Source organism: Actinomadura geliboluensis (assembly GCF_043197915.1).
Taxonomy (GTDB): Bacteria; Actinomycetota; Actinomycetes; order Streptosporangiales; family Streptosporangiaceae; genus Spirillospora; species Spirillospora geliboluensis.
This window is the reverse complement of sequence record NZ_JBICUA010000014.1, coordinates 204,752-217,769: the sequence shown is the minus strand read 5'-3', so window position 1 is coordinate 217,769 and position 13,018 is coordinate 204,752. Positions and strand designations below refer to the sequence as shown.

Here is a 13,018-nt window from a genome sequence, read left to right as displayed (position 1 = left end):
TGGCCTGTGAGCAGGGGCAGATGCCGTTGTCGCTGGTGGTGACCGCCGGGCAGCGCGGCGACGCCCCGCAGTTCGAGGCGGTGATGGCCGGGATCAGGGTCGCCCGGCCTGGTCGGGGTCGTCCCCGGACCCGGCCGGATCGGGTCCGGGCCGATAAGGCCTACTCGTCCCGCGCAATCCGTGCTCACCTGCGCCGCCGCGGTATCGCAGCCACGATCCCGGTGCCGGCCGACCAGGCCGGACACCGGCGGCGGCGGGGCCGCCGCGGCGGCCGTCCGCCCGCCTTCGACCCGGTCGACTACCGCGGCCGCCACGCCGTCGAGTGCGGCATCAACCGCCTCAAACGCCACCGGGCCGTGGCCACCAGATACGACTGTGAGGATGATCGGGTGCCGCTCCGGGCGGTGGTCTGACCCGAGATACGACTGGCCTGGTGCCTTGAGCTTGATCTGTCGGCCATCGCTTGGAGCGGCTCTTGCTGCCGCCGGGCAGTAGAACGTGTCCCGATAGGGGCCTTCGCGACAGGCACCATCACAGTCTTGACCGCTCCCCGGCCCGGCGACGGCCACCGGTTCCCGAGGCGATCAGGAGACAAGCGGCCGTGCCCAGCACCACCCAGCCCCCGTCCTCATGTCACGACCCGGCCGAGCTCGAGGAAGACGTCCTCCTCGGCGTGGACACCCACAAAGACCTCCACGTCGCCGCCGTGATCACGGTTCTGGGTGCCGTGCTGGGCAGCCACCACTTCCCGACGACGACCGACGGCTACCGACAGCTCGTGGCTTGGGCACGGTCGTTCGGTGTCCTTCGTCGAGCAGGCGTGGAATGCACCGGCTCCTACGGGGCCGCACTGGCCCGCTATCTGCGCACCGACGGCCTTGAGGTGATCGAGGTCAACCAGCCGGACAAGGCAGCCCGACGGCGGCATGGCAAGACAGATGCCACCGACGCCGAAGCCGCGGCCCGCGCGGTCCTGTCCGGCCGCGCCACCTCCGTCGCCAAGACCAGCGACGGGCCGGTGGAGATGCTCCGGCTGTTCAAGCTGGCGAAGGGATCAGCGGTCAAGTCACGGACCCAGGCCATCAACCAACTCAAGAGCGTCCTGGTCTCGGCCGACTCGGCACTACGCGAATCTATGGCCGGGCTCAGCAACCCACTCCTGATCAAGCGATGTGCGCAACTAGACGACCTTGACGGCCAGGGCCCGGACCGAGCCGCCCGCCACACCTTGAAGCTCCTGGCCCGCCGAATCCAGCACCTGACCGAAGAGATCGACGACCTGAACAAGCACCTGACCTCCGCCGTCGAGGAAGGCGCCCCCGGCCTGCTGGACGTTCACGGTTTCGGCCCGGACAGCGCCGCCGCCCTGCTGATCGCAGCCGGCGACAACCCCGAACGCCTCTCCAGCGAAGCCTCCTTCGCCGCCTTGTGCGGCACCAGCCCGGTCGAAGCGTCATCCGGCAAGACACAACGACTCCGGCTCAACCGAGGCGGCGACCGCCAGGCCAACTCCGCCCTCTACCGGATCGTCCTCAGCCGCCTGCGCTGGGACCACCAAACCCAGGACTACCTGCGACGACGCCTCACCCAGGGCAAGACACGGCGAGAGATCATCCGCTGCCTGAAACGATATGTGGCCAGAGAGATCTACCGATTCGTCCTCAGGTCAAATGACCTGCCCGCCTCAGCCGCGATCGTCTGTTGACATCCATAGGGGCATCAAGCTCTCCGTCCGCTACCAGGCAACCCTCGAGATCACCGCCATCAACGAATGGCTCCAACTACTTCGAAACACGCCCTAGTGTTCTGCGCCTGAGATCCGTTGTAGATATCGGGCGAGGGAGTCGAGGATCTCTTCGCTGGTCTTCGTCCAGACGAATGGTTTGGGGTTGGTGTTCCATTGCCGGACCCAGGCGCGGACGTCGGCTTCGAGGGCTTGCACGCTTTTGTGGACGCCGCGTTGGGTGAGCTGGGTGGTGAGGTAGGCGAACCAGCGTTCGACCTGGTTGAGCCAGGACGACCCGGTCGGGGTGAAGTGAATGTGGAAGCGGGGGTGGCGGGCCGGCCAGTCGTGGATGAGGGGTGTCTTGTGGGTGGCCAGGTTGTCGCAGACCAGGTGCACCTGCAGTTGGGCCGGGACGGCCTTGTCGATCGCGACCAGGAACTTTTTGAACTCGGTTGCGCGGTGCCGGCGGTGCAGTTCGGTGATGACGGTGCCGTCGGCGATGTTGAAGGCGGCGAACAGGCTGGTGGTGCCGTGCCGGGCGTAGTCGTGGGTGCGCCGCTCGGGCATGCCCGGCATCATCGGCAGCACCGGCTGTGACCTGTCGAGGGCCTGCATCTGCGACTTCTCGTCCACGCACAGCACCACGGCCCGTTCGGGCGGGTGGTGGTAGAGCCCGACCACGTCCACGACCTTTTCCACGAACAGCGGGTCGGTGGAGATCTTGAAGGTGTCGGTCCGGTGCGGCTTGAGGTCGAACCGGCGCCAGATCCGCCCGATCGTGGATTTGCTCAGGCCGGTGCGCTCGGCCATCGACGCCCTCGACCAGTGCGTGGCGTCTGGTGGTGTCTGCTCCAAAGTCAGCGTGACCACTTCCTGGACCTTGTCCAGCAGGATCGAGGGCGGACGACCGGGCCGGGGCTCATCGGCCAGCCCGGCCGGCCCGTGCTCGATGAACCGGCGGCGCCACTTGGCCACCGTCGGCGGCGAGACGCCCAGCTCGGCAGCCACATGCGTGTGAAATGCCCCCGGCCGGGCGCATGCCAGCACGATCCGGCACCGCAACGCATACGCCTGCGTCGAGGTCGCCGCCCGCGCCCCACGCTCCAACTCCGCCCGCTCGGCCGCGGTCACCGAAAACGGCGATCGCCTCGATGGGCACCTCGCCGTCACTCATGATCGAGACGAACGAGTGACGCAACTCGCGCGGAGACCAGAACTCCCCGATCCCCGCCTTCCGGGTGACGAGCCGGAACGCCCGCCGCAGTTCGCCGCTGGCCGATCTTGATACTGCGCAGACGCCCCGTCCGCAGCAGCATGTAGACCTTGTCGCGGCCGACCTGCAGAATCTCGGCGACCTGCGTGTACACGCCTCCGCAAACCCCCTGTTCCATCGAGGACTCCTCGGCCACTGCCTCGTGCGGTCTCGTCCCTCCGAACCCGGGACGCGCGACTGGCACGGTCAGATGGTCGATTCCCTCCGGCCGTGTCACGGCTCGTAGCGGATCGCCTGGACGACGGCGTCGTCCACGACGCAGTACACCGTGCCGTCCATCGCGGTGTAGTACTGCACGCTGCCCACCGTGCGGAGGACGTCCTCGAACTCGAAGCGGTGGCGTAGGCGGCCTGTCGGCAGATCAAAGACCGACAGGCCGTCGACGGCGCCGTAGTACACCAGCGATCCCGAGATCAGGGGCCGTTCACCCAGTCCCCGGCCCACTCCGCGCTCCCAGCGGGGCGCGCCGGTGGCGGCGTCGAGGGCGACGATCCGGCCCTCGTTGTCGGTGGCCACCGCGAACCCTCCGCCCACCTCGGGGACCAGGAAGCCACGCGACCCGCCGCTTCCCGCGGTGCCCGCGACGGGGCGCTGCCACCGCCGGCGTCCGGACGCCGCGTCGAGGGCGTAGAGGGTGCCGTCCTGGCCGCCGACGAACACGGTGCCGCCGGCGGCCCCCACCGGGGCTTCCCTCCCATGCTGGGACGCCGCGGCGCCGCCAAGGGGGACGCTCCACCGCTTCCGGCCGGTGGCCGCCTCCAGGCCGAGGACGGAGCCGTCCTCGGCGACGACCACCACCACGTCGCCCGCCACCCGCGGCGTCGTGGCGGCGCCGGCACCCGTCCGCACCTGCCAGCGCGCGTTGCCGGTGGCGATGTCGATCCCGTAGACGAAGCCCTTCTCCGAGCTGAAGCAGCACAGGCCGCCCGCGAGCGCCGCCTGTGTCTGGAGCAGGCCGTCCACGCGGTACTGCCAGCGCGGCCGGCCGCTCGCGGCGTCGTACCCGTACAGCCCGTACTCCCCGGTGCCGCTGCTTCCGGTGAGGCAGACGACTCCGGACCCGGCGACCAGGACGGGCGCAAGACCGAAGCTCTTCAGCGACTGGGTCCAGAGGACCTTGCCGGTCGCCTCCTCGAACCCGACCACGACCTCGCGGCCCGCGGAGTCGTAGAGGAAGGCCCTGCCGCCGAGCAGGGCCGGCGATGAGTCGCGGGCCGCCGTGAAGTCCGCCTGCCACCTCTGCCGCCCGGTCCGGGCGTCGAGCGCGAACGTGCGGCCGTCCAGCCTCGTGGAGCCGAACACGTACACGGTCCCGTGCGACGCCACGAGCCGCGTCCTGACGTACATGTCGTCGGGCAGTTCGAACGTCCAGCGGACCGGGGAGTCGCCCCGCCGCAGGAGGAAGGCGCCGGCCGAGCCCGCGGCCAGGGCCGCCAGGACGCCGCCCGCGCCGAGGGCCAGGAAGGCGCGGCGGCCCGAGCCGCGGGGGACGGCGGTCTCGCCTCGCCGGGCGACGTCGTGCGCGATGGGCGGCGGAAGCCAATGTGTGCCTCGCGCGGCGGCGGCTGGGTCGGCGGACAGCTGCGCCAGCAGCCAGTCGGCGCCGGGCCTGCGGGCGGGATCCTTGTCCATGCAGGCCGCGATCAGCGCGCGCAGGCCGGGATCGGGGACGCCCTCCAGATGGGGCGGCAGGTGCATGACGCGGTACACCATCTCGTGGACGGCGCCCCGCCCGAACGGGCCGGCTCCGGTGGCGGCGTAGGTCAGGACGGCGCCGAACGAGAACACGTCCGACGGCGGCCCGGCCGCACCGCCGGACGCCTGCTCGGGGGACATGTAGGCGGGGGTGCCGAGGGCGGCGCCGGTCCGGGTGAGCGCGGTGGCCTCGCTCGGGCGGGCGATGCCGAAGTCGATGACGCGCGGTCCTTCGGGCGTGAGCATCACGTTGGACGGTTTCAGGTCGCGGTGCACGACTCCGGCGCGGTGGATCGACACCAGCGCCTCGGCGAGCCCGGCGCCGAGCGCGCGGACCGCGGGGGGAGGCAGCGGCCCGTGCGCGGCGACGGCGTCCTCCAGGGACATGCCGTGCAGGAACGCCGTGGCCAGCCACGGCGGCGAGGCGTCGGGGTCGGCGTCCACCACCGGGGCGGTGTAGACGCCGCCGACGGCGCGGGCCGCCGTGATCTCGCGCCGGAACCGCGCCCGGAAGTCGGCGTCCTCCGCCAGGGCCGGGTGAATGATCTTGATGGCGACCGTCCGGCCGCCGGGTGAGCGGCCGGCGAAGACCTGCCCCATGCCGCCCTCGCCCAGCCTGGACACAACGCGGTAGGGCCCCACCTGCCGCGGGATTCCCGAACGTGTCGCGGACATCGGCTCCCCGTCTTTCACCCGGTCGCGGTGCCCGAGCCACCGCGCGCGTCGAGAGCGTACAGGTAGCCGTCTTTGCAGCCGGTGTAGACGACACCGTCCGCAACGGCCAGGCCGGACTCGATGCCCCCGGCGGTCCGGAAGCGCCACACCTTGCGGCCGGTGCCGGCCTCGATCGCGTACACGCCACCGTTGGAATAGATCCCGCTGGGGACGTACAGGGTGCCGCCGGTCAGGACGGGGTTCGCGTGGATCTCCCCCTCCACCTGGACCTGCCAGCGCATCGTCCCCGTGGCGGGATCCAGAGCGGAGACCTTCCCGCCGTAGTCGCACACGTACACCAGGCGGTCCGTCACCACCGGCCGGGACGTGGCGGTCTCCCCCATGTCGAACGTCCAGCGCGGCTTGCCGGTACGGGCGTCGACCGCGTGGACCTTCTCCCCCTGGAAGTCGGCGAAGCAGACCATGCCGTTCGCTGCCGTGGCGTCCTGGACGCCGTTGAGGGACTGGTACGTCCACCGGGTCCGTCCAGTGGAAGCGTCGTAGGCAGCGAGTCTCTTACCGCTGGGAACGTAGACCATGCCGTCGGCGACGGCGGGGGTATGGGCGGCGCCGCCGCGCTGCCATCGGACCGCGCCCCCGGACGCGTCGAGCGCCTGGAGGGCGTCGCCGCCGCAGAAGACGAGCCCCCGGTCGACCATGGGGTCCGCCTGGGTGTTCCCGACCGTCCGCCGCCATTTCAGCTTGCCCGTACGGGCGTTGACCGCGTGCAGGACTCCGTCCTGGGAAAGGGCGTAGACGAGGCCCGACGCGACGGCGGGACCGGTGACGATCCGCTGCGCGGTCCGGTATCGCCACCGCGGTGCGCCGGTCTTCGCGTCGAATGCCAGCAGGCCCCGCTTCTCACTGCCCACGAAGACCTGTCCGCCGGCCACCACCGGGGTGGAGATGAGGTATTCGTCGCCGGAGAAGCGTTTCCACAGCACCTTGCCGCCTCGCATGGGCGGGGGCGCCGGTGCGGAGGACGTGGTGGGCGGCACGGCCGGCGTCCGCCCACCGGGCCCGTCCGAAGAAGAGGCCCGCAGTGCGCGGACCAGCGCCACGACTCCCCCGGTGCCCAGCACGACGCCCGCGGCCGCTCCGCCGAGGAGCAGGAGCCGCCGCCGTTCCGGAGCCCCGGCCTGCCGGGGCTCGGTCAGCGGGACGTCGGGCATGTCCGTGCCCGCCTGGAGGATTCGAGCGGCGATGGCGTCCGGCAGCCAGCCGACGCCGTGCAGGTCGGTGCTCTGCGGCACGAGGGGGGCGAGCCGGTGAAGCAGCCGGTCCGGGGGCGGCCTCCTGTTCGGGTCTGGGTCCAGGCATGCCTCGACGACCGCGCGCAGGCCCGGATCGGTGACGGCGTCGAGCCGCGGCCGCTCGTGCACGGCGCGGTAGATCAACACGTGGGGCGGCCCCTGCCCGTAGGGGCCGGCGCCCGTCGCGGCGAAGACCAGGACCGCGCCGAGGGAGAAGACGTCGGCGGCGGGCCCCGTCGGTGCCCCGCGGGCCTGCTCCGGCGCCATGAAGCCCGGGGACCCGACGGCGAAACCCGCCTGGGTGACGACGGCGCCGCCCGCGGCGTGGGCGATGCCGAAGTCGATCACCTTCGGCCCGTCGAGCCCCAGGATGACGTTGGACGGTTTGAGGTCGCGATGCACGATCCCGGCGCGGTGGATCGACACCAGCGCCTCGGCAAGCCCGGCGCCCAGCGCCGCGACGGCGGGAGCCGGCAGCGGCGCCGCCAGGTCCAGCGGCACGCCCGGCAGGTATGCGGTCGCCAGCCACGGCAGGGCGGCGTCGGGATCGGCGTCCATGACGGGCGCGGTGAAGGCGCCGCCCACGGCCCGGGCCGCATCGACCTCGCGGCGGAACCGCGCCCGGAAGCCCGGATCCTGGACCAGCTGGGGGTGGACGACCTTGACCGCCACGAGCGTCCCGCCAGGGGAACGTCCCAGGAACACCTGGCCCATGCCGCCGGTGCCGAGCCTGCCCAGCAGCCGGTGGCCGCCGACCCGCCGGGGATCACCGGACCGGAGAGGCTCCATGCCCGCCCCCGCCCTCTCTCCTGCTCCTGACCTCCGTGGACCACGCTCCCGTCCGCGCAGTGAGATGCCGGTGCGTACCGCCCCATTCGCCTGCGTCCGCCAGCGAGACCGCCACGATTCTGACAGAAGAGGACGAGGTGCTCAGCGAAGTCGCCGCCACGGCGGCGCCCGACCGATCCGGGCGGCCGGCGCGGGCGCTCACTTGCACTGGGGGACGAGGCCTGCTCCACTGGCGGTCTCATGGGGACGGTCGGCTCGAATCAGCGTTCGCGTGGCCCGGGGCAGACCCGGAGGGCGATCACCGAGGCCCTCCTCGATCTTCTGCGAGAGTCCGGCAAGGTGCCGACCGCCGCCGATATGGCCCCTCGGCCCGTCCTCTCAGTTGGAGGCGGCCTGCCGAGATTTCTGCCAGGAGGTGAACGGCCGTGTCCACCGCGAGACCAAGCGCAAGCCGGTCGAGTTGCTGGCCGAGGAGCGCCAGCGGCTGCACCCGTTGCCCAAGGCGCCGCCCACTGCGGCATTCGGCACCACCCGCCGGGTGAACTGGGACTGCACCATCTCGGTCGAGGGAGTGCGGTACTCGGTTCCGCACCGGCCGGTCGACACCCGGGTCTGGGCTCGGTTCCACGCAACTCATATCAGCCCAACTCTTCCCCAGATCATCCACCGCCATTCGACATCCTGACGGGGCTGAGCGAAACGGACGGGGCCAAAATAACGAACCGTCCCACGGTTTACGTACCAGCATAATTTAGGTGACAATGGTGGAGACTTCTGATCTTGCTGGAGGCATTGGTCTGTGCCGCTTCACGACCCGGTGGCGGTCGGCCGCCGGGCCCGGCGGTGACCGACCGGGCCCGGCGGCGCTGCGGGGCTCAGCGGGCGTAGACCTCCAGTGTCCACTTCCCCGCCGGTTTCACGCTCTTCATCAGTTTTGCCAGCGCGGCGTCGCTGGTGGCGTGCACCTTGCCCGCCTCGGCGGGCAGCACGGCGATTTTGATTGCGTTCGTCCCGCCTTCGACGTCCTGATCCCAGGTGATGCCCGTGGATTCGGCGATCTCACAGTGCACGACCTTGGTCTGCCCGCCGGTTCGGACGACCGCCACCGCCGCGCCGTCCACGCATGTCACCCGTATTCGCATCAACTTGCCCGGCTCTTTGAGCGGGACCGTCCGGGACCTGCCGTCGGCGCTCCCGGTGACTCGCGCCAACCGCTTCAGCCCGGTCACCGCAAGCTGTTTCGGCTGTGTGGGCGGACGGGTTCCCATGTTGCAGGCGTCGGTGTTGCACTGGCCGCTGTAGACGCGGACGCTCCAGTTCCCTGACGTCGGCTCGTGGCTGCCCAGGTACCGGTCAATGCCGATCATTGAACTCAACGTGTTCGGGTTCTGTTCGCTGCTGTCCTTCAACGGGAGAGCCACGACCTCGATGGTGATCGGCACGCCCGGCACGACCTTGGAGACCGAGGTGGAGTTGTCGTCGGGTGAGCCCTGGCTGCAGCCGCCGCTGCTGAAGGCACCGTTCTCCCGCTGCTGGTAGACCATGAAATCGCCGGAGCACCGGAGGGTGACGCCGATGAACGGCCCGGTCGGCGTGATGGTGAACCGTCCCTTGGCCCGAATTTTTGAGAAGCCGACCTCCTGCAGCGGCTGCATGCCGTCCCGCCCCGCAGACCTCTGGAAGTCCTGGTTGACGACGCCCGTCATCGTCGGTGCGAGCGCGTGCCGGTCGCGGGCGTTGCCGTCCTGCTGCTGGACGACCCCGAAGGCCGCCCCCGCCATCAGCACCACGCCGAAGGCCGCGGCGGCTGCGCGCAGCCGGTTGCCGCGCCGGACCCGGCGGCGGACGCCGTCCAGCAGATCCGGGGACGGAACGCCGCGAGCGCTCTCAGCCTCCATGACCTCGGTCAGGTCCTTCAGTTCGCGTGCCATCGCTCACTCCCCTCCCTGCGGTACGGCGGCCAGGACGCCCGGATCGATCCGGAGCTTGGTGAGGGCCTTGCTGGTCTGGCTCTTCACCGTCCCGACCGAGCAGCCGAGTACCTCGGCGACCTGCGGCTCCGACAGGTCCTCGAAGAAGCGCAGCACCAGCGTGGCGCGCTGCCGGTGCGGGAGCCGGCCGAGCGCCGCCCACAGGACCGCCTTGTCCTCGGCGGCGCCGATGCCGTCCGCCGGATCGGGGCCGTCCGGGGGCCGTTCCGTGGGCCGCTCGCCGCGCCAGTGCCGCTTCGCCCACGACGCGTGCGTGTTGACCAAGATCCGGTAGACGTACGGATCGGGGTTGTCCTCGATCCGCCGCCACGAGCGCCACGCCTTCACCAGCGCCGTCTGCAGCAGGTCCTCCGCCTGCGCCCAGTCGCGACACAACAGATAGGCCGTTCTGAGCAGCCGCGGCGACCGCTCCGTCACATACGCCGCGTAGTCCGGGCGCTCCCGCATCCGACCTCCCAGTAGATCTCTCTCCGACATCTACCGGCTGGACCCCCGAAACGGTTGCCCGGCAAGGGAGTCTCTTCCACATCGAGGTGCCGGTTCTGCAACTACGCCATTCGACCGGCCCACCTACGCCAAGCGGGCCCTGGCCCTTCACCCTTGCGGTCCTGCTTCGTTCAGGCCTTCAGTGCGGGATACCGCCGCTCAGGTCGCGGGCGCCCTTGCGCAGCAGATCACCCGCCACGTACGCGCCCAGATCCTCGCCCTTGTCCGGCGGCGCCCACTGAGCCTTTTTCAGCGTGCTGCGGTCTCGCGGAGTTGAAGGGTGTGGACGGCTTTGGCGAGGCGGCCGGCGCGGTGGGGGCAGCAGCGTAGCTTGCGCAGGATGCGCCATGATTTGAGCTGGGCGTTCGCGTGTTCGCCGGGTCCGCGGAGCTTGGCGTGTGCGCGGTTGGCGTCCTTTTGCGGTTCGGGCTTGTCGCGTCCCTTGTAGGGCTTGGGGATGTGCGCGCCGGTGCCCTGGTAGGCCTTGTCGGCCGGCACGAGCAGCCCGGTGGCCGCCAGGGCCCGGATGACGCCCCAGATCCTGGCCGCGGTCAGGTCGTGGACCGAGCCGCGCAGCGGTCCCGACACCCACAGCAGGGTCCCGTCCGGTGCGGCGATGACCTGGAGGTTCATGCCGTGGCGGCGATGCTTTCCCGAGTAGTGGGGCCGGTCGGCGGCGACCCGGTCGATCGAGATCAAGGTGCCGTCCAGCACCAGGCGGGGCACCTACGGGGTGCACGACCCCTTGCTGTCGGCGACCCGCAGGCTCAGTGTCGTGCCGTAGTGCTGGCGCATGCTCTGGCCGACGGGCGGGTCCTGGGTGCAGACGGTACGTTCCAGGTGCGAGCTGTCGTCGTATCCCTCGGTCACGATGGGCTCGCTGCTGACGAGCGGGAAGCCGAGCCGCAGGGCGGCTTGCTTTGCGTCGGTGCCGGTCTTGCCGACGAAGTTGGGCACGACGGGCCAGGTGGTCACGCGGCCGTCGGGCGGGCAGGACACCTGCGGGGGCAGGAATCCCAACTCCACCTTCTTCCCCTGAGGGTCCTCGACCTGCGTGCAGACGACCCAGGTACCGGAGTAGGACTCGCCGTCGAACAGGTGACCGTCGGGCAGGGCCCTGAACGCCGTGGTGTAGGCGGGCCAGGAACGCTGCAACTCGCCGCTGACGGCGTCGAGCTTCTTTCCTTTGAAGGAGGGCAGGACAGGTGAGGGACGAGGCGATTTTGCGCCGCTCCCCGCGCTCCCTGCGGCGGAAGTGCTGTCGCCGCCCGAGCAGGCCGCCAGGCCGAGCACGGGCACCATCAGCAGACCAAGAGTTAAGGGTCGGATCCCCACCATGTGCCGCTCCCGAACATGATCAGACATGAACGCGGCGATCGTAACCGTCTCCCCCGCCGCCGGGCGGACTTTTCCGGCACTCGCACGGTAGATGCCCAGACCGCCCCGCTTCACAGTGCTGATGCTGCCATCGAGGTGCCGGAAGCGTCGGCTCCTACGTCGGCTCGCTGCTGCACCAGCTCCACCAGGTGAGTCGTACCTTTCACCCCGCCACCTGATGCGCAGTGGATGCCCTGGACCTTGCACACCGACACACCTGGAGCACTGATCAGCCACGGCAACATCGCACCCTGGCATGTGGTCTTTGACCAGAACCGCCCGACCGGGCTGATCGGCTGGGAGTACTCCGGGCCAGTCGACCCCCTCGATGAGGTCGCCGTCACCGCCTTCTACTGCGTGCAACTCTTCGATGATGACGTCGCCGAAGAGATCGGGCTGCCACCCGCCGCCACCCGCGCGGAATGGTTCAAGGCTTTCCTTGACGGTTACGGGCTTCCCCGCCGTCAACGCACCGATCTGATCGACCGGATCCTGCACTTCCTGATCAAAGACAACGGCTGGTACTCACGAGTTCAGGGCTTCACCCAGCACAACACTCACACCGAGGGGCTGTGGACCCTCGCATGGCAGTCCCGGGCCGCACTATGGACCCTCGAACACCGCGAACTCCTCACCTGCACAGCCGCCCGTTGACCGCACCCGCCGGTCGGCGACCGGCTGGGAAACGACCACTCTCAACCTTTCCCTTCGCCAGGGCTGACGGCGAAGAATGACGTCAGGTGCCGCACCTCATCGTCTCGGTCCATATCCGGAGACCGGCCGGCTTTGGCGCCCTTGGTGACCATCACGTGCGGGTCGTCCGTGCGCTGGGCTTGGCGGTGGGTCAGGCAGCGCTGCAGGATCGTCCAGCTTGCCGGGTCAGTGGCACCGGGTGGGGCCGACGCCCGAGCCGGACCGTCCGATCATCTGCCGGTGTCGGCCTGCAGGATCCGCTGTTTGCCGCACCCGGGACGGGTCGCCTTGGCGGCCGTCTCGCTCCGTCGCCGCCAGCATCGGCAGCGCTCGAGGAACCCTGGACCGGATGAGCCGCGATCGAATAGGTTTTCGACCATGGTTCCGGGGCTACTGTGCGTACAGCACTGGCTGGACAAGAACGCTCAGCAGCGCCTAGCAGCGGATATCGACGCCGCGCCCTGGTCGTCGCAACTGCGGAGGCGTGTCCAGCACTACGGGCATCGTTACGACTATGGCAGTCGTGGCGTGGGCGGCGCTCCGGCCCCGCCACTCCCCGGCTGGGCGGTGGCGCTGGCCCGGCGGCTACATGAGGACGGCCACTTCGACCAACAGCCCGACCAGGTGATCGTGAACGAATACCTGCCTGGTCAGGGCATCAGCGCTCACATCGACCGCATTCCTTCCTTCGGCCCTGTCGTCGCCTCGGTCAGTCTGCTGTCGGCATGCGTTATGGAGTTCACTCACCCTCAGGACAAGACGCGCGTGCCAGTACGCCTCGAATCCGGCAGTTTGTGCGTGATGACAGGCCCCGCACGATTCACCTGGCGGCACGCCATCCCGGCGCGGAAGACCGACCCTGGCCCCAACCGGCGGGTGCCCCGCAGCCGACGTGTGTCCGTGACATTTCGAACGGTCCTGCAAGAGAACTCTACGACGCTGACACGCTGACCTGCTCTGCAGGTTCACTCGGCATGGTTCTGCATTAGGACCTCGCGCGCCGCTTCTACGTTCCTGGCCC

General features: G+C 70.0%; 11 protein-coding genes and 2 pseudogenes. 5 read left to right on the top strand and 8 right to left on the bottom strand.

Annotation, left to right across the window (positions count from 1 at the left end; genetic code table 11):
• Both ACGFI1_RS37405 and ACGFI1_RS37400 read left to right on the top strand, forming a co-directional pair.
• A partial coding sequence (locus ACGFI1_RS37405; RefSeq protein ID WP_392792335.1) for a transposase occupies window positions 1-413 on the top strand: 413 nt, incomplete at its 5' end.
• Between the two features lie 188 nt (window positions 414-601).
• The gene (locus tag ACGFI1_RS37400; RefSeq protein ID WP_392792331.1) at window positions 602-1,705 is read left to right on the top strand and encodes an IS110 family transposase; all 1,104 of its coding nucleotides are present in this window, start codon (window positions 602-604) and stop codon (window positions 1,703-1,705) included.
• Window positions 1,706-1,798: 93 nt separating this feature from the next.
• Here ACGFI1_RS37400 and ACGFI1_RS37395 read toward each other — a convergent pair whose 3' ends face one another.
• The 4 genes from ACGFI1_RS37395 to ACGFI1_RS37380 form a co-directional block, all read right to left on the bottom strand.
• Complete coding sequence (locus ACGFI1_RS37395) at window positions 1,799-2,896, bottom strand: IS630 family transposase (RefSeq protein WP_392792329.1); 1,098 nt, start codon at window positions 2,894-2,896, stop codon at window positions 1,799-1,801.
• Window positions 2,893-3,117 (bottom strand): excisionase family DNA-binding protein, encoded by a 225-nt coding sequence (locus tag ACGFI1_RS37390; protein WP_392792326.1) that lies wholly within the window; start codon window positions 3,115-3,117, stop codon window positions 2,893-2,895. The genes ACGFI1_RS37395 and ACGFI1_RS37390 overlap by 4 nt, the downstream gene beginning before the upstream one ends.
• A gap of 95 nt (window positions 3,118-3,212) precedes the next feature.
• Window positions 3,213-5,369, bottom strand: coding sequence for an outer membrane protein assembly factor BamB family protein (locus ACGFI1_RS37385; RefSeq protein ID WP_392792323.1), 2,157 nt, complete (start codon window positions 5,367-5,369; stop codon window positions 3,213-3,215).
• A 14-nt stretch (window positions 5,370-5,383) separates the two neighbouring features.
• Window positions 5,384-7,450 (bottom strand): outer membrane protein assembly factor BamB family protein, encoded by a 2,067-nt coding sequence (locus ACGFI1_RS37380; protein ID WP_392792321.1) that lies wholly within the window; start codon window positions 7,448-7,450, stop codon window positions 5,384-5,386.
• Between the two features lie 379 nt (window positions 7,451-7,829).
• On the opposite strand from ACGFI1_RS37380, the pseudogene ACGFI1_RS37375 reads away from it, so the two are divergent.
• A pseudogene (locus ACGFI1_RS37375) lies at window positions 7,830-8,099 on the top strand (Mu transposase domain-containing protein); the annotation flags it as partial.
• A 226-nt stretch (window positions 8,100-8,325) separates the two neighbouring features.
• On the opposite strand, the gene ACGFI1_RS37370 reads toward ACGFI1_RS37375, so the two are convergent.
• The 4 genes and pseudogenes from ACGFI1_RS37370 to ACGFI1_RS37355 all read right to left on the bottom strand — a co-directional run bounded on the left by ACGFI1_RS37370 (window position 8,326) and on the right by ACGFI1_RS37355 (window position 11,229).
• Window positions 8,326-9,381 (bottom strand): hypothetical protein, encoded by a 1,056-nt coding sequence (locus tag ACGFI1_RS37370; RefSeq protein WP_392792318.1) that lies wholly within the window; start codon window positions 9,379-9,381, stop codon window positions 8,326-8,328.
• Window positions 9,382-9,384: 3 nt separating this feature from the next.
• Window positions 9,385-9,888 (bottom strand): SigE family RNA polymerase sigma factor, encoded by a 504-nt coding sequence (locus ACGFI1_RS37365; protein WP_392792316.1) that lies wholly within the window; start codon window positions 9,886-9,888, stop codon window positions 9,385-9,387.
• A gap of 288 nt (window positions 9,889-10,176) precedes the next feature.
• Window positions 10,177-10,644, bottom strand: a pseudogene (locus ACGFI1_RS37360) (transposase family protein); the annotation flags it as partial.
• Window positions 10,645-10,653: 9 nt separating this feature from the next.
• Window positions 10,654-11,229, bottom strand: coding sequence for a PASTA domain-containing protein (locus ACGFI1_RS37355; protein ID WP_392792313.1), 576 nt, complete (start codon window positions 11,227-11,229; stop codon window positions 10,654-10,656).
• A 264-nt stretch (window positions 11,230-11,493) separates the two neighbouring features.
• Between ACGFI1_RS37355 and ACGFI1_RS37350 the strand changes: the two genes are divergently transcribed.
• A complete protein-coding gene (locus tag ACGFI1_RS37350) occupies window positions 11,494-11,958 on the top strand; it encodes a phosphotransferase (protein ID WP_392792310.1) in 465 nt (154 codons plus the stop codon).
• A 417-nt stretch (window positions 11,959-12,375) separates the two neighbouring features.
• A complete protein-coding gene (locus tag ACGFI1_RS37345) occupies window positions 12,376-12,948 on the top strand; it encodes an alpha-ketoglutarate-dependent dioxygenase AlkB (RefSeq protein WP_392792308.1) in 573 nt (190 codons plus the stop codon).
• Window positions 12,949-13,018: the final 70 nt, after the last annotated feature.